Origin of the sequence: Streptomyces sp. 4N509B, from assembly GCF_052245655.1 — a bacterium.
Taxonomy (GTDB): Bacteria; Actinomycetota; Actinomycetes; order Streptomycetales; family Streptomycetaceae; genus Streptomyces.
The window spans coordinates 63504-79601 of record NZ_JBQQBZ010000022.1 but is presented as its reverse complement, the minus strand read 5'-3'; the positions used below and the strand labels follow the sequence as shown (position 1 = coordinate 79601).

Below are 16098 nucleotides of genomic sequence, written 5' to 3'. Positions count from 1 at the left end.
GGTGCGCGGGGGAGGGCGATCGGGTTTCGTTTTGACCCTGGCCCATGTGCTGGGTAGGCTCTGACCTTGTGCCTGGGGTGTTCCCTGCTCTCTTTCAGAGTCAGCGCGAACTCCGGAATCTGCATATCCGTCGCGATCGCGGGAACCGTGCAGTCTTCGACACGCCCGACCGCGTGGGTCGGTGAGTGTCCCAGGTTAGTCTTACCGAGATCGGCACAGAGAAACCGGAGAAACGGTGCCAACGATCCAGCAGCTGGTCCGCAAGGGCCGGCAGGACAAGGTGGAGAAGAACAAGACGCCCGCGCTCGAGGGATCCCCCCAGCGTCGCGGCGTCTGCACGCGTGTCTTCACCACCACCCCCAAGAAGCCGAACTCGGCCCTGCGCAAGGTCGCCCGTGTGCGCCTGAGCAACGGGATCGAGGTCACCGCCTACATTCCGGGGGAGAACCACAACCTTCAGGAGCACTCCATCGTGCTGGTGCGCGGTGGCCGTGTGAAGGACCTGCCGGGTGTTCGTTACAAGATCATCCGTGGCTCCCTCGACACCCAGGGCGTCAAGAACCGCAAGCAGGCCCGCAGCCGTTACGGCGCCAAGAAGGAGAAGTAAGCCATGCCTCGTAAGGGCCCCGCCCCGAAGCGTCCGGTTCACGTCGACCCGGTCTACGGCTCTCCTCTGGTGACCTCGCTGATCAACAAGGTGCTGCTGCACGGCAAGCGTTCCACCGCCGAGCGCATCGTCTACGGCGCGATGGAGGGCCTGCGGGAGAAGACGGGCAACGACCCGGTCATCACCCTGAAGCGGGCGTTGGAGAACGTCAAGCCGACCCTCGAGGTCCGCTCCCGCCGCGTCGGCGGCGCCACCTACCAGGTGCCGGTCGAGGTCCGTCCCGGCCGTTCCTCCACGCTCGCGCTGCGCTGGCTGGTGGGGTACTCCCGCGCCCGCCGCGAGAAGACCATGACCGAGCGGCTCATGAACGAGCTGCTCGACGCGTCCAACGGACTCGGTGCCTCCGTGAAGAAGCGTGAGGACACCCACAAGATGGCCGAGTCCAACAAGGCGTTCGCGCACTACCGCTGGTAGTCGCAACCCACATCGAGACCGAGAGAAGACTGAAGCCAGATGGCTACCACTTCACTTGACCTGGCCAGGGTCCGCAACATCGGGATCATGGCCCACATCGACGCGGGCAAGACGACGACCACCGAGCGCATCCTGTACTACACCGGCATGAGCTACAAGATCGGTGAGGTCCACGACGGAGCCGCCACCACGGACTGGATGGAGCAGGAGCAGGAGCGCGGCATCACGATCACCTCCGCCGCCGTCACCTGTCACTGGTCGGTCGATGACGTGGACCACACGATCAACATCATCGACACTCCCGGCCACGTGGACTTCACCGTCGAGGTGGAGCGCTCGCTGCGGGTGCTCGACGGTGCGGTGACGGTGTTCGACGGTGTCGCCGGTGTCGAGCCCCAGTCCGAGACCGTCTGGCGTCAGGCCGACCGCTACGGCGTGCCGCGCATCTGTTTCGTCAACAAGCTCGACCGCACGGGCGCCGACTTCTTCCGCTGCGTGGACATGATCGTGGACCGGCTCAACGCCACCCCGCTGGTCATGCAGCTGCCGATCGGTGCCGAGGCCAACTTCGCCGGCGTCGTGGACCTGGTCCGCATGCAGGCGCTGGTCTGGTCGGCCGAGGCCAAGCTCGGCGAGATGTACGACGTCGTGGACATCCCCGAGGACCTGCGTGAGCAGGCCGAGGAGTGGCACGGCAAGCTCGTCGAGGCCGTCGCGGAGAACGACGAGGAGATGATGGAGCTGTACCTGGAGGGCGAGGAGCCCTCCCCGGAGCAGCTCACGGCGGCGATCCGTCGCGTCACCCTCGCCTCCACCGGCCAGGCCGACACCACGATCACGCCGGTCTTCTGCGGCACCGCGTTCAAGAACAAGGGCGTGCAGCCGCTGCTCGACGCCGTCGTGCGGTACCTGCCGTCGCCGCTGGACGTCGAGGCCGTCGAGGGCCAGTCGGTGAAGGACCCGGAGGAGATCATCCGACGCAGGCCGTCGGAGGAGGAGCCGCTCGCGGCTCTGGCCTTCAAGATCGCCAGCGACCCGCACCTCGGGAAGCTGACCTTCGTCCGGGTCTACTCGGGTGTGCTCGCGGCCGGCTCGCAGGTGATGAACCCGGTCAAGGGCAAGAAGGAGCGCATCGGCAAGGTCTATCGCATGCACGCGAACAAGCGTGAGGAGATCGACCACGTCGGTGCCGGAGACATCTGCGCGGTGATGGGTCTGAAGCAGACCACCACCGGGGAGACGCTCTGCGACGCCACCCACCAGGTGATCCTGGAGTCCATGGAGTTCCCGGCGCCGGTCATCGAGGTGGCCATCGAGCCGAAGTCCAAGGGCGACCAGGAGAAGCTGGGCATCGCGATCCAGCGGCTGGCCGAGGAGGACCCGTCCTTCCAGGTCAAGTCCGACGAGGAGACCGGCCAGACGATCATCGCCGGCATGGGCGAGCTTCACCTCGACGTGCTGGTGGACCGCATGAAGCGGGAGTTCAAGGTCGAGGCCAACGTCGGCAAGCCGCAGGTCGCGTACCGGGAGACGCTGCGCAAGTCGGTGGAGAAGGTCGACTACACCCACAAGAAGCAGACGGGTGGGTCCGGCCAGTTCGCCAAGGTGCAGATCAACCTGGAGCCCCTGGAGGGCGGCGGGTACCTCTTCGAGAACAAGATCACCGGTGGTCGCATCCCCAAGGAGTACATCCCCTCGGTGGACGCCGGCTGCCAGGAGGCGATGGAGTTCGGTGTCCTCGCCGGGTATCCGTTGACCGGTGTCAAGGTGACCCTGGTCGACGGCTCGTACCACGAGGTGGACTCCTCGGAGATGGCCTTCAAGATCGCCGGCTCGATGGCCTTCAAGGAGGCCGCCCGCAGGGCCGGTCCGGTCCTGCTGGAGCCGCTGATGAAGGTCGAGGTCACCACGCCCGAGGACTACATGGGTGACGTGATCGGCGACATCAACTCCCGCCGTGGCCAGATCCAGGCCATGGAGGACCGCAGCGGCGCCAAGGTCGTCAAGGCGCTGGTTCCGCTGTCGGAGATGTTCGGCTACGTCGGTGACCTGCGCAGCAAGACCTCCGGTCGCGCGAGCTACAGCATGGAGTTCGATTCCTACGGCGAGGTTCCCAAGAACGTCTCCGAGGAGATCATCGCAAAGGCGAAGGGCGACTGAGCCCGTAAGCTGGAGCTAAGGGACATTCGGGGACATTCGCGCAGCGAGTGATCCCCGGTGTCCAGCCCTTTATCAGGCGAAACGGTCAAGGGCGTCCCCCTCGGGGTCCTGACCGGTTCGGTACGACCAACTGAAACCTTCCGCAGCACCGCGGAGGGCGTACAGCACCAGTCCACAGGAGGACCCCAGTGGCGAAGGCGAAGTTCGAGCGGACTAAGCCGCACGTCAACATTGGCACCATCGGTCACATCGACCACGGCAAGACGACGCTTACCGCGGCGATCACCAAGGTGCTGCACGACGCTTTCCCGGACCTGAACGAGGTCTCCGCTTTCGAGAACATCGACAAGGCTCCCGAGGAGCGTCAGCGCGGTATCACGATCTCGATCGCGCACGTCGAGTACCAGACGGAGAGCCGTCACTACGCCCACGTCGACTGCCCGGGTCACGCGGACTACATCAAGAACATGATCACCGGTGCCGCCCAGATGGACGGCGCGATCCTCGTGGTCGCCGCCACCGACGGCCCGATGCCGCAGACCAAGGAGCACGTGCTCCTGGCCCGCCAGGTCGGTGTGCCGTACATCGTCGTCGCCCTGAACAAGGCCGACATGGTGGACGACGAGGAGATCATGGAGCTCGTCGAGCTCGAGGTCCGTGAGCTGCTCACCGAGTACGAGTTCCCGGGCGACGACGTCCCCGTCGTCAAGGTCTCCGCGCTGAAGGCGCTGGAGGGCGACGAGAAGTGGGGCCAGTCCGTGCTCGAGCTGATGAAGGCGGTGGACGAGTCCATCCCGCAGCCGGAGCGCGACGTCGACAAGCCCTTCCTCATGCCGATCGAGGACGTCTTCACCATCACCGGTCGTGGCACGGTCGTCACCGGCCGCATCGAGCGTGGTGTGCTGAAGGTCAACGAGACCGTGGACATCATCGGCATCAAGGAAGAGAAGTCCACCACCACCGTCACCGGCATCGAGATGTTCCGCAAGCTGCTCGACGAGGGCCAGGCCGGTGAGAACGTCGGTCTGCTGCTGCGTGGCATCAAGCGCGAGGACGTGGAGCGCGGCCAGGTCGTCATCAAGCCGGGTTCCGTCACCCCGCACACCGAGTTCGAGGCCACGGCGTACATCCTCTCCAAGGACGAGGGCGGCCGCCACACCCCGTTCTTCAACAACTACCGCCCGCAGTTCTACTTCCGTACCACGGACGTGACCGGCGTGGTGCACCTCCCCGAGGGCACCGAGATGGTCATGCCGGGCGACAACACCTCGATGCGCGTCGAGCTGATCCAGCCCGTCGCCATGGAGGAGGGCCTGAAGTTCGCCATCCGCGAGGGTGGCCGGACCGTGGGCGCCGGCCAGGTCACCAAGATCCTCAAGTGATCCGGGTGCGCTGACGGGCGCTCTGGCAGCGTCTGACGAAGGGGCCCCGCTTCCGCCGACTCCGGCGGTGGCGGGGCCCCTTCCGTGTGCGCGCCGCCGCCCGGGTTCCGGTGCGCGCCCGCCCGGCTTCCCGTCCGGCTCTCCGCCGGGCGCTCCGTCGGGTCCGCCCGGCCGGCCCCCCCGCCCGCGCCACGCGCGCCGCCGCTCGTCGCGGATATCGACCGCTCGTCGTGTACCTGGCGACCGTTCACCGCCGCATGCCGGCGTTCAGCGCGTGCTCCTGTCAAGCACCTGCCCTCGCGGTGTGACGCTCCTTACCTTTCCGACAGCGACAGCCGAAGGCGATGTACCAGCCGGATTGCCCGAGGCACCACCGGAGCGATCCCTGACAGGAGTCAACGATGACGAGCACTTCCAAGACCGGCGCCGGGGGTCCGCCCGGTTCGCCACCGGGCGGTGACCTGACGAGCCGCTCGATCGCGATGCACGAGGACCCGCGCTTCCGCGAGCTCCGTTCGCGCCTGCTGCGCTTCGTCTTCCCGCTGAGCGTCGGATTCCTCGTCTGGTACCTGCTGTACGTGGTGATGTCGGTCTACGCCCGCGACTTCATGGCCACCGAGGTCGTCGGCAGCGCCAACATCGCCCTCTTCTTCGGCCTGCTCCAGTTCGTCACCACCTTCGGCATCGCCATCTGGTACTCGCGCTACGCCGGCCGCCGCCTCGACCCCCTCGCCGACGAGCTGCGCGCGGAACTGGAGGGCAGCCCGTCATGATGACCTTCGCCGCCGAGTCCACCTCGGGGGAGCGCACCGTCACGCTCGTCCTCTTCGCCGTGCTCATCGCCGCCACCGTCGGCGTCACCATCTGGGCCGGCCGCAGCACCAAGACCGCCGCCGACTTCCACTCCGGTGGACGCGGCTTCTCCGGCGTCCAGAACGGCTTCGCCATCGGCGGCGACTACATGTCGGCCGCCTCCTTCCTCGGCATCGCCGGCATGATCGCCCTCTCCGGCTACGACGGCTTCCTGTACTCCATCGGCTTCCTCGTGGCGTGGCTGGTGGCCCTGCTGCTCATAGCCGAGCTGCTGCGCAACTCCGGCCGCTTCACCATGGCCGACGTGGTCTCGTACCGCATGAAGCAGCGCCCGGTGCGCACGGCCGCCTCCGTCTCCACCCTGATCGTCTCGATCTTCTACCTGCTGGCGCAGATGGTCGGCGCGGGCGCCCTCGTCTCGCTGCTCCTCGGCATCGAGGAGGGCCAGACCTTCCTGGGCATGGACGACGACACGGCGAAGATCGTCGGCATCGTCGTCGTCGGCATCCTGATGACCCTCTACGTCACCATCGGCGGGATGAAGGGCACCACCTGGGTGCAGGTCATCAAGGCGTCCATGCTGATGTCCGGCGCCCTGCTGATCACGATCCTGGCGCTCGCGATCTCCGACTTCAACTTCGGCGGGCTGATGAACGACGCCGCCGAGGCCAGCGGGGTCGGGCAGTCCTTCCTCGAACCCGGGCAGCGCTACGGCGTCGAGGTCGAGGGCGACGCCTGGAAGACCCTGACGAACAAGCTCGACCTGATCAGCCTCGGCCTGGCCCTGGTGCTCGGCACCGCCGGCCTGCCGCACATCCTGATCCGCTTCTACACCGTGCCCGACGCCAAGGCCGCCCGTAAGTCCGTCAACTGGGGCATCGGCCTGATCGGCACCTTCTACCTGATGACGCTGGTCCTCGGCTTCGGCGCCGCGGCACTCGTCGGACGGGAGGCCATCGTCGCCCAGGACCCGGCGGGCAACACGGCGGCTCCCCAGCTCGCCGAGGCCGTCGGCGACTACTGGGGTGGCGACTGGCTCGGCGCGGTGCTGCTGGCCTTCATCGCGGCGGTCGCGTTCGCGACGATCCTGGCCACCGTCGCCGGCCTCACCATCGCGTCCTCGTCCTCCCTGGCGCACGACTTCTACAACAACGTGCTGCGCCGCGGAAAGGCCAGCGGCGCGGAGGAGGTGCGGGTCGCGCGGTTCGCCGCCTTCGGCGTCGGCGCGGTCGCGATCGTCCTGGCGATCTTCGCGCAGAACCAGAACGTCGCCTTCCTCGTCGCCCTCGCCTTCGCGGTGGCCGCCTCGGCGAACGTCCCGACCCTGCTGCTGAGCCTCTTCTGGAAGCGGTTCAACACGGCGGGCGCGGTGACCGGCATCTACGGCGGCCTCGGCAGCGCCGTCCTGCTGGTCTTCTTCTCCCCCGTGGTCTCCGGCAAGGTCGACGCCGAGGGCAACAGCCTGGCGCTCTTCCCCGAGGGCGTGGACTTCCACTGGTTCCCGCTGGAGAACCCGGGCCTGGTCTCCATCCCGCTGGGCTTCCTGTTCGCCGTCGTCGGCACCCTGCTGTCGAAGGAGAGCAACCCCGAGCGGTTCGCACAGCTCCAGGTGCGTGCCCTCACCGGTGCCGGCGCCGAGAAGGCCTCCCAGCACTGACCGACCCCCCGTCCCCACTGATCCCCCGTCCCCACGACCCATCCGTCCCCCCACCCGACCGGTTCTCCGACCGCTCACCCCCCGCCGCGGACTCCCTCCCCGCGGACCCGCCGGGTTCGTGTCACCACCCGGCGACCAGCCCGGGGTCTTGAGAGGCCCCCTCAAGACCCCGGGCTTCACCTCGCCCGTCACCTGCAAGGACGTCCCCCGACGGGGGCGTGCAGGGGGGCGCACGGTGGTGGAGATTTCGAGCAATCGGCTGACCGAGCAACCCCGAGCCATCACACTGGGCACATGAAGGATCACCGGAAGACGCCTCCACACCTGACCATCAGGGTGACCCGCCGAGACGATCCGGTCTCCGAGGTCATCGAGCAGGACACCATCAGGTCCGCCAGGCGCTATCCCAACGTCGTCATCCGCGGCCCCGTCTTCGGATTCGCCCAGCAGACCCCGTCCGACGGCGACCGATGGCGCCTGCTGAGCGACGTCGCCGACGGCTTCCCCCAGCACTCCCGCGACGCCCTCAACTCCCACCTGTGGTTCCGGGCGAAGAACGAGACACGGCCGGGCGACCCGCTGCGCGAGGAGCTGCTGGCCGCCGTCGCCCGCCTGGAGTCCGAGCCGGTCAACGAGCTCGGCGTCGGCGACACCCGGTACCGCGTCGTGCGGGGCGACGAGTTCGCCCGCGTCGGCTCCGACGGCATCGAGGGCCCCCGCCCCACGGACCCCGACGAGCCGGGCCGCGACATGGGCGACCGCTCCACCACCGCGGCCTGCCGCACCACCGGCTTCGTCGTCGACCACGCCAGGGCCACCGGCATCATGGAGTCGATCCAGCGCATGGAGCTGCTCCCGCTGCGGTACCAGGCCGAACGCATCCCGAAGGACGTCCGCGACGACTCGCTGCGCGCCCTCGCCACCCACCCGGGAGTGGTCCTGCTGCCCGCCGCGTTCACCTTCGCCGAGCGCAAGCAGACCTCCTGGGAGCCGATGGCCGGCCTCCACCCCACCCCGCAGGACGCCCGCGCCACCCTCTTCAACTACCTCGCCGAGTTCCTGCCGAAGCTGGAGCACGACATCCCCGCCACCGACGCGGAGCTCTACGCCCGCGCCGCCGAGGAGTACCGCGCGGGACCGCCGAGGAACGAGCTGCTCGTCCTCGGCCGCCGCTTCCAGATCATCCGCGTGGAGCGCCTCATCCGCATCGGCCCCGACGGTCCCGAGCCGCCCCGCCCCAGCGACACCGACCCGTACGGCCCGATGCGGCTGCACCCCCCGCTCGCCGAGTTCGAGGAGCGTGAACGCGGGCTCGAACGCGGCCGCGGGCGCAGGACGGGCGAATGAGCCAAGGGGGACCTCGGGGCGCCTCCGGCGCCCTCGGCGGTTCCGACCGCGGGCGTCGCGGGAGGTCAGGCGGCGATCCCGGGGGAGGGCGGGGGAGGAGGAGGTTCGGGAGGTTCGGGGCGTTCAGGCTCTACAGCCTCGCGGCCCGCTGGGATAGCGTGCGGGACATGCTGGACCGACGGCGAGGGCGCCGGGTCGACGGCCGCCCCGACCCCGCGCACACCGTGCGCGTGCTCACCGCTGTCCAGCAGATCGACACCGACCTGCGCGACGGCCTGCGCGGTCGCGGCGGCCCCCAGGCCGCCCGACGGCTGCGTCGCCTGCTCCACTCCAGGACCGTCGTCCTCGCCGACCTCAACGGCGTCGTCGCCGTCGCGGGCCCCGACCCCGACCCCGAGGAGCTGGCCCCCGTCCTCGCCCAGACCTACGACCGGGCCGCCCACACCCACCGCGGCGCCTGGTCGGCCTCGCCCCTCATCGTCGACGGCGAGCTGTCGGGCGCGCTGGCCGTCCTGCACAACGGCGAGGACGACGCCGGACCCACCGAGGACGAGCTCACGGCCGTCGCCGCCCTCGTCTCCCGCTCCCTCGACCACGCCGCGCTGCGCCGGGCCCGTGCCCGCATCGCCCAGGCCGACCTGCGCACGCTGCGGGCCCAGATATCCCCCCACTTCCTGCACAACGCGCTCGCCGTGATCGGCGCCCGCATCCGCACCGACCCCGACCGCGCCCGCACCCTCCTCAACGACTTCGCGGACTACCTCCGCTACAGCTTCGCCACCAAGGGCGACTACGCCACCGTCTCCGACGAGCTCCAGGCCATCCAGACGTACCTGGAGCTCCAGCGCGCCCGCTTCAACGACCGCATGGAGCTCACCGTCCGCATGGCCCCCGAGGTGCTGCCCGTCGCCATTCCCTTCCTGGTGATCCAGCCCATCGTGGAGAACGCGGTGCGCCACGGCCTCGAACCCAAGCCGGGGCCCGGCTCCATCAGCGTCTCCGGCTTCGGCGAGGGCCCGCTGTGCGTCATCGAGATCGAGGACGACGGCGTCGGCATGGACCCCGAGCTCGCGCAGGCGATCCTGGCGGGCAGCGGCCCGCCCGCCAAGCGCGTGGGCCTGGCCAACGTCGACCAGCGGCTGCGGACCGTCTACGGGCCCGAGTACGGACTGGTCATCGAGACCGCACCGGGCAGCGGGACGAAGGTCGTCATCCGCGTGCCCCGTTTCAAGCGAGGAGTGGCCGCGACATGACGCGTGACACCACGGCGCGGCTTCGGACCCTGGTGGTCGAGGACGAGGCGTCCACCCGGGAGGAGCTGGCCGACATGCTCGCCGCGCTGCCGGAGGTCGGCGCCGTCGGCGAGGCCGACAGCGGCGAGGCCGCCGTGCGCAGCCTCGGCACCGACAGCTACGACGCCGTCTTCCTCGACATCTCCATGCCGGGGCTCGACGGCATGGCCGTGGCCCGCGTCGTCAGCCAGCTCTCCACGCCCCCCGCCATCGTCTTCGTCACCGCCTCCGAGCACCACGCCGTCGAGGCGTTCGGCATCGGCGCCGCCGACTACCTGCTGAAGCCCGTCCGCGCCGAGCGCCTGGCCGAGGCCGTCGGCCGCGTCCGCACGCTGCGCCGCCCCGCCCCCGCCCCGCCCGCGACCGCGGCCGACGAGCTCTCCGTCGTGCAGATCGAGACCGGCCGCCACACCGTCTTCGTCCACCGCAACGACATCCAGTTCGCCGAGGCCCAGGGCGACTACGTGCGGCTCCACACCGGCCAGGCCAGCCACCTCATACGCCTCTCCCTGAGCTACCTGGAGGAGGTCTGGGCCCCGGCCGGCTTCGTCCGCGCCCACCGCGGGTACCTCGTCGCCGTCCGCTGGGTCCGCGACCTGCGCGTCACCAGTTCCTCGGGGCTGCTGGCCCGCACCCCGGCCGGCGACGTGCCCGTCAGCCGCCGCCACGCCCGCGAGCTGAAGGAGCGGCTGCTCGCCGCCGTCCGCGACGGGGCGCAGGACGGCGTCCAGGACAGTCAGGACGCGCGCGAGGCCAGGGACGACGCCCGATGACCGCCTCCCCGCGCCGCGTCCGGATCACCAGCCCGCAGACGCGCATCGCCCTCTCCCGCAGGAACCAGCCCGCCCCCCACCTCCTGCCGCACGTCCTCGACGGCACGGGCATCGCCGCCGAGACCGATCCCGCCGACCACGCCCTCTACCTCAGGCAACGCCGGCTCGCCGTCCGCACTCTCTGCGTCCTGGGCGCCGTGGTCTTCGGCCTCAGCGGCCTGCTCGGCGCCCTCCCCGTGCTCGACCGCGTCTCGGTCCTCGGCATCCCCGCCTCCTGGCTGCTGCTGATGACCGCGAGCTACCCGTTGCTGCTCCTCATCGCCCTGCTCCACGTCCGCCGCGCCGAGCAGCACGAGCGCGCCTACGCCCACCACGCCCACCACGCCCGCCACTCCCGCAACGTCCACCACGCCCGCCCAGCACGTTCCGCCGCGGGATCCGCCGACGACCTCGCCGCCGGCGCCGCGGAGCACCCCTTCCTGCCATGACCGGACTGCTGGCGATCGGGCTGCTCTTCGCGGCCAGCATGGTCATCGGGGTCTACGGCGTGCGCGCCGCGCGCACCACCCCCGACTTCCTCGTCGCCTCCCAGCGCGTGGGCCCCGTGTGGAACTCGATGGCCATCGCCGGCGAGTACGTCTCGGCGGCCTCGGTTCTGGGGCTGGCCGGGCTCATGCTGAAGGACGGCATCGGCTCCCTGTGGTACGCGGTCGGCTTCACCGCCGGGTACGTGGCGGTGGCCGCGCTGGTCGCCGGGCCGATGCGCCGCTCCGGCGCGTACACCGTCCCGGACTTCGCCGACTACCGCCTGGCCTCCCAGGGCCTGCGCAAGCTGTGCGCCGTCATCGTCCTGGTGATCATGTGGCTCTACCTCGTGCCGCAGTTCAAGGGCGCGGGCGTCGTGCTGCACCTGGTCAGCGGCACGCCGTACTGGGTCGGCGTGGTGCTGGCGGGCCTGGTGGTCACCGTCTCGATCGCGGCCGGCGGCATGCGCTCGGCCACCTACGTCCAGGGCTTCCACTACCTCGTGAAACTGCTCTTCATCGCCGTCCCCGCCGTCTTCCTCGTCGTCCACGCCGGCGAGGACGCGCGCCAGGAGGCGCTGCACGTGGACGTGGACGACTGGAGTCGCCCGCTGCTGGACCTCAACGGCTCGGGCGAGCCACTGCTGGCCACCTGGTCCGTTCTCCTGGCCACTACCCTCGGCGCGGTGGGCCTGCCCCACGTGATCATGAGGTTTCACACGAGCGCCACCGCCTGGGTGGCGCGCCGGGTCGCCGTCGGCGTGATCCTGCTGCTCGGCGTCTTCTACCTCTTCCCCGCGGTCTACGGCCTGCTCGGGAGGGTCTTCACCCCGCACCTGGAGCACAGCGGGGACACCGACACCGTGGCGGTGGTGCTGCCGGGGGAGATCATCGGCGGCGGCTGGGGTGAGGTGCTCACCGCGATCGTCGCCGCCGGCGCCTTCGCGGCGTTCCTGTCCACCTCCTCCGGGCTGCTGATGGCGCTGGCCGGTGGCCTCTCGCACGACCTGGCCAGGCCCAGCGTGCCGCGGCTGCGCAAGGCGGTGGCGGGGGGCGCGCTCGTCGCGGTCCTGCTGTCGCTGCCCGCGGAGCGCGTCGACATCAACGTGCTGGTGGGCTGGGCGTTCGCGGTGGCCGCCTCCACGTTCTGCCCGCTGCTGGTGCTCGGCATCTGGTGGCGCGGCCTGACGCTGACCGGCGCGGCGGCGGGGCTGGCCACCGGCGTGCTGGCCTCGACGGGCGCGGCGCTCGCCTCCGTCCTCACCGACCCGGGCCAGGGCTGGCTCGTCGTCCTGCTCGCCCAGCCCGCCGCCTGGACGGTGCCCCTCGCCTTCCTCGTCATGATCACGGTCTCGCTGCTGGGCACCCCGCCCGACTGGTCGGAGCGGGCCGTCCTGCGCCTGCACGTCCCGCGCTGAACGCGCGGTGAAACGATCGCGCAACGGAACCCGCCGAACGATGTCGCACAGCGGTCTCAGGACGCGGGCGCGAGAGGGGCTCGACGAGCGGTTCGCGGGTGCGGGGGAGGGGCCGGGTGGGGACGAAACCACCCGATTGGCAAGCGCAGCGCCTGGTGTGGCACACTAACCAGGTTGCTCGGCTGAGAGTCGATGCTGCGCGCCTCCCGCCGGGAGGACCGGAAGCGAGTCCCACTGTATTCGTCGGGCCTGATCAGGCCCGGAAGTACCGGGATCTTCCGGGAAGCGTGGGCGGGGCATCAGCCAGGCACCCGGTGGATGTTCTCCCCCTTCTCCTCACCAAGGAAACCTCCGGGGGCGCACTGCGGGAACGGGCGCGACACGCCCGACCGCGTGGGTCGGAGGCGGGTGGGAGGCGAGGGCGAGCGGACGCCGGGAGCAGAGCGCCGACGACAGAGACAGGACGACGAAGTAGCCATGGCGGGACAGAAGATCCGCATCCGGCTCAAGGCCTACGACCACGAGGTCATCGACAACTCGGCGAAGAAGATCGTCGAGACGGTGACCCGCACGGGTGCGTCGGTCGCGGGCCCGGTGCCGCTTCCCACGGAAAAGAACGTGTACTGCGTCATCAAGTCGCCGCACAAGTACAAGGACTCGCGCGAGCACTTCGAGATGCGCACCCACAAGCGGCTGATCGACATCCTCGACCCGACCCCCAAGACCGTTGACTCGTTGATGCGCCTCGACCTGCCGGCCGGCGTCGACATCGAGATCAAGCTCTGAGCAGGCCGGGAGACTGAATCATGACCAAGCAGATCAAGGGAGTGCTGGGCGAGAAGCTCGGCATGACCCAGGTCTGGGACGACAACAACCGCGTCGTCCCCGTGACCGTGGTCAAGGCCGGCCCCTGCGTCGTCACCCAGGTGCGGACCAAGGACCGCGACGGCTACGAGGCCGTCCAGATCGCCTACGGCGAGATCGACCCGCGCAAGGTGAACCGCCCCCTGAAGGGCCACTTCGCCAAGGCCGACGTCACGCCCCGCCGCCACCTGGTGGAGATCAGGACCGTCGACGCCAGCGAGTACACCCTCGGCCAGGAAGTCACCGCCGAGGTGTTCGACTCCGGCGTCAAGGTCGACGTGACCGGCAAGAGCAAGGGCAAGGGCACCGCGGGCGTCATGAAGCGCCACGGCTTCCGTGGCCTCGGCGCCTCGCACGGCACCCAGCGTAAGCACCGCTCGCCCGGCTCCATCGGCGGCTGCGCCACTCCGGGCCGCGTCTTCAAGGGCCTGCGCATGGCCGGCCGGATGGGCAACGAGCGGGTCACCACCCAGAACCTGACCGTCCACGCCGTGGACGCGGAGAAGGGCCTGCTGCTCATCAAGGGCCCCGTCCCCGGCCCGAACGGCGGCCTCGTCCTGGTCCGCACCGCGGCCAAGGGGGCCTGAACACCATGACCACCGTAGACATCCTTTCCCCCGCGGGGGAGAAGACCGGCACCGTCGAGCTGCCGCCGGAGATCTTCGACGCCACCGTCAGCGTTCCGCTGATGCACCAGGTCGTCGTCGCCCAGCTGGCCGCGGCCCGACAGGGCACGCACAAGACCAAGACCCGTGGCGAGGTCCGCGGCGGTGGCAAGAAGCCGTACCGCCAGAAGGGCACGGGACGTGCCCGCCAGGGCTCGATCCGCGCTCCGCAGTTCACCGGCGGTGGCGTGGTCCACGGCCCCGTGCCGCGCGACTACTCGCAGCGCACCCCGAAGAAGATGAAGGCCGCCGCGCTGCGGGGAGCCCTCACCGACCGGGCCAGGCACGAGCGGATCCACGTGGTCAGCGGCGTGGTGGACGGCGACGCCTCCACCAGGGCCGCGCGCACCCTGCTGGAGAAGATCACCGACCGCAAGAAGCTCCTGCTGGTGGCCGAGCGCTCCGACACCACCGCGTGGCTGTCGGCGCGGAACCTCCCGCGGGTGCACCTCATCGACCCCGGCCAGCTCAACACCTACGACGTGCTGGAGTCGGACGACGTGGTCTTCACCAAGGCCGCCTTCGACACCTTCGTGGCCCGCGCCACGAACAAGCAGCCCGAGGGGAGTGACGCCTGATGGCCGACGAGTCCGTCGTTGAGGTGATCTCCAGCAAGGAGTTCTCCGACCCCCGCGACATCCTGATCAAGCCGGTCGTCTCCGAGAAGAGCTACGGGCTCCTCGACGAGAACAAGTACACGTTCATCGTGGACCCGCGCTCGAACAAGACCCAGATCAAGCAGGCCGTTGAGTCGATCTTCTCGGTCAAGGTCACGAGCGTGAACACGATCAACCGGCAGGGCAAGCGCAAGCGCACCCGCACCGGCTGGGGCCGGCGCGCCAACACCAAGCGCGCCATCGTGACCCTCGCAGAGGGCGACAGCATCGACATCTTCGGCGGACCGTACGTCTCCTGACGGAGACGACGGGCCGTCCGGAACCGGACGAGGACGTTAAGAATGGGAATCCGCAAGTACAAGCCGACGACGCCGGGCCGCCGTGGCTCGTCCGTCGCCGACTTCGTCGAGGTCACGCGGTCCACGCCGGAGAAGTCGCTGGTCCGCCCGCTGCACAGCAAGGGCGGCCGGGACAACTCCGGCCGGATCTCCATGCGCCACCAGGGCGGCGGCCACAAGCGGGCCTACCGCCTGATCGACTTCCGCCGTCACGACAAGGACGGCGTGCCGGCCAAGGTCGCGCACATCGAGTACGACCCGAACCGCACCGCGCGCATCGCGCTCCTGCACTACGCGGACGGTGAGAAGCGGTACATCATCGCCCCGGCCAACCTCCGGCAGGGCGACCGGATCGAGAACGGCCCCGCCGCCGACATCAAGCCCGGCAACAACCTGCCGCTGCGCAACATCCCGGTGGGTACCGTCATCCACGCGATCGAGCTCCAGCCCGGCGGCGGCGCGAAGTTCGCCCGCTCCGCGGGTGCCTCGGTGCAGCTGCTGGCGAAGGAGGGCCGCATGGCCCACCTCCGCATGCCCTCCGGCGAGATCCGCCTGGTCGACGTCCGCTGCCGCGCCACCGTCGGCGAGGTCGGCAACGCCGAGCAGTCCAACATCAACTGGGGCAAGGCCGGCCGCATGCGCTGGAAGGGCAAGCGCCCGTCCGTCCGCGGCGTCGTGATGAACCCGGTGGACCACCCGCACGGTGGTGGTGAGGGCCGCACCTCCGGTGGCCGTCACCCCGTGTCGCCGTGGGGCAAGAAGGAAGGCCGGACCCGTTCGCCCAAGAAGGCGAGCAACAAGTACATCGTCCGCCGCCGCAAGACGAACAAGAAGCGCTAGGAGCAGACGAGGATGCCGCGCAGTCTCAAGAAGGGGCCCTTCGTCGACGACCACCTGATGAAGAAGGTGGACGCGCAGAACGAAGCCGGCACCAAGAACCTCATCAAGACCTGGTCGCGCCGTTCGATGATCGTCCCGGCGATGCTGGGCCACACCATCGCGGTGCACGACGGCCGCAAGCACGTCCCGGTGTTCATCTCCGAGTCGATGGTCGGCCACAAGCTCGGCGAGTTCGCGCCCACCCGCACCTTCCGTGGGCACGTCAAGGACGACCGCAAGTCGCGGCGGCGCTGAGGCGGACGTGACCAACATGACCGAAGGGACAGC

The 16098-nt window shown here is 69.7% G+C and carries 17 protein-coding genes; all 17 read left to right on the top strand.

The features are described from left to right. The first annotated feature begins 235 nt into the window (after positions 1-235). The 17 genes from rpsL to rpsS all read left to right on the top strand — a co-directional run bounded on the left by rpsL (position 236) and on the right by rpsS (position 16065). Positions 236-607, top strand: coding sequence for a 30S ribosomal protein S12 (gene rpsL / locus ACTWP5_RS20325; RefSeq protein ID WP_049572471.1), 372 nt, complete (start codon positions 236-238; stop codon positions 605-607). A 3-nt stretch (positions 608-610) separates the two neighbouring features. Beyond that, positions 611-1081 (top strand): 30S ribosomal protein S7, encoded by a 471-nt coding sequence (rpsG, locus tag ACTWP5_RS20320; protein WP_443222457.1) that lies wholly within the window; start codon positions 611-613, stop codon positions 1079-1081. A 39-nt stretch (positions 1082-1120) separates the two neighbouring features. Beyond that, positions 1121-3241: an elongation factor G gene (gene fusA, locus ACTWP5_RS20315; protein WP_443222456.1), complete on the top strand. Its 2121-nt coding sequence runs from the start codon at positions 1121-1123 to the stop codon at positions 3239-3241. A gap of 188 nt (positions 3242-3429) precedes the next feature. After that, positions 3430-4623, top strand: coding sequence for an elongation factor Tu (gene tuf / locus ACTWP5_RS20310; RefSeq protein ID WP_443222455.1), 1194 nt, complete (start codon positions 3430-3432; stop codon positions 4621-4623). A gap of 401 nt (positions 4624-5024) precedes the next feature. Beyond that, the gene (locus tag ACTWP5_RS20305; RefSeq protein ID WP_443222454.1) at positions 5025-5396 is read left to right on the top strand and encodes a DUF485 domain-containing protein; all 372 of its coding nucleotides are present in this window, start codon (positions 5025-5027) and stop codon (positions 5394-5396) included. Further along, positions 5393-7093 (top strand): solute symporter family protein, encoded by a 1701-nt coding sequence (locus ACTWP5_RS20300; protein WP_443222453.1) that lies wholly within the window; start codon positions 5393-5395, stop codon positions 7091-7093. Before ACTWP5_RS20305 ends, ACTWP5_RS20300 begins: the two co-directional genes overlap by 4 nt. Before the next feature lie 294 nt (positions 7094-7387). Beyond that, positions 7388-8440, top strand: a complete 1053-nt coding sequence (locus tag ACTWP5_RS20295) for a DUF5954 family protein (protein WP_443222452.1) — start codon at positions 7388-7390, stop codon at positions 8438-8440. 167 nt (positions 8441-8607) lie between these two features. Then, a complete protein-coding gene (locus ACTWP5_RS20290; protein WP_443222451.1) occupies positions 8608-9693 on the top strand; it encodes a sensor histidine kinase in 1086 nt (361 codons plus the stop codon). After that, positions 9690-10505 carry a LytR/AlgR family response regulator transcription factor gene (locus ACTWP5_RS20285; protein ID WP_443222450.1) on the top strand — a complete coding sequence of 272 codons (816 nt, stop codon included), beginning with the start codon at positions 9690-9692 and terminating at the stop codon, positions 10503-10505. The genes ACTWP5_RS20290 and ACTWP5_RS20285 overlap by 4 nt, the downstream gene beginning before the upstream one ends. Further along, positions 10502-10993 carry a hypothetical protein gene (locus ACTWP5_RS20280; protein WP_443222449.1) on the top strand — a complete coding sequence of 164 codons (492 nt, stop codon included), beginning with the start codon at positions 10502-10504 and terminating at the stop codon, positions 10991-10993. Before ACTWP5_RS20285 ends, ACTWP5_RS20280 begins: the two co-directional genes overlap by 4 nt. After that, complete coding sequence (locus ACTWP5_RS20275; protein WP_443222448.1) at positions 10990-12447, top strand: sodium/solute symporter; 1458 nt, start codon at positions 10990-10992, stop codon at positions 12445-12447. Before ACTWP5_RS20280 ends, ACTWP5_RS20275 begins: the two co-directional genes overlap by 4 nt. 477 nt (positions 12448-12924) lie before the next feature. Further along, the gene (gene rpsJ / locus ACTWP5_RS20270; protein ID WP_016473429.1) at positions 12925-13233 is read left to right on the top strand and encodes a 30S ribosomal protein S10; all 309 of its coding nucleotides are present in this window, start codon (positions 12925-12927) and stop codon (positions 13231-13233) included. A gap of 20 nt (positions 13234-13253) precedes the next feature. Next, positions 13254-13898 (top strand): 50S ribosomal protein L3, encoded by a 645-nt coding sequence (gene rplC, locus ACTWP5_RS20265; protein ID WP_443222447.1) that lies wholly within the window; start codon positions 13254-13256, stop codon positions 13896-13898. Positions 13899-13903: 5 nt separating this feature from the next. Continuing rightward, positions 13904-14554: a 50S ribosomal protein L4 gene (gene rplD, locus ACTWP5_RS20260; RefSeq protein ID WP_443222446.1), complete on the top strand. Its 651-nt coding sequence runs from the start codon at positions 13904-13906 to the stop codon at positions 14552-14554. Further along, the gene (rplW, locus tag ACTWP5_RS20255) at positions 14554-14892 is read left to right on the top strand and encodes a 50S ribosomal protein L23 (protein WP_443222445.1); all 339 of its coding nucleotides are present in this window, start codon (positions 14554-14556) and stop codon (positions 14890-14892) included. The genes rplD and rplW overlap by 1 nt, the downstream gene beginning before the upstream one ends. A 42-nt stretch (positions 14893-14934) precedes the next feature. Further along, entirely contained in the window at positions 14935-15771 is an 837-nt protein-coding gene (gene rplB, locus ACTWP5_RS20250) for a 50S ribosomal protein L2 (RefSeq protein WP_443222444.1), read from the top strand. Positions 15772-15783: 12 nt separating this feature from the next. Further along, positions 15784-16065: a 30S ribosomal protein S19 gene (gene rpsS, locus ACTWP5_RS20245; RefSeq protein WP_443222443.1), complete on the top strand. Its 282-nt coding sequence runs from the start codon at positions 15784-15786 to the stop codon at positions 16063-16065. The last annotated feature ends 33 nt before the right edge of the window (positions 16066-16098 follow it).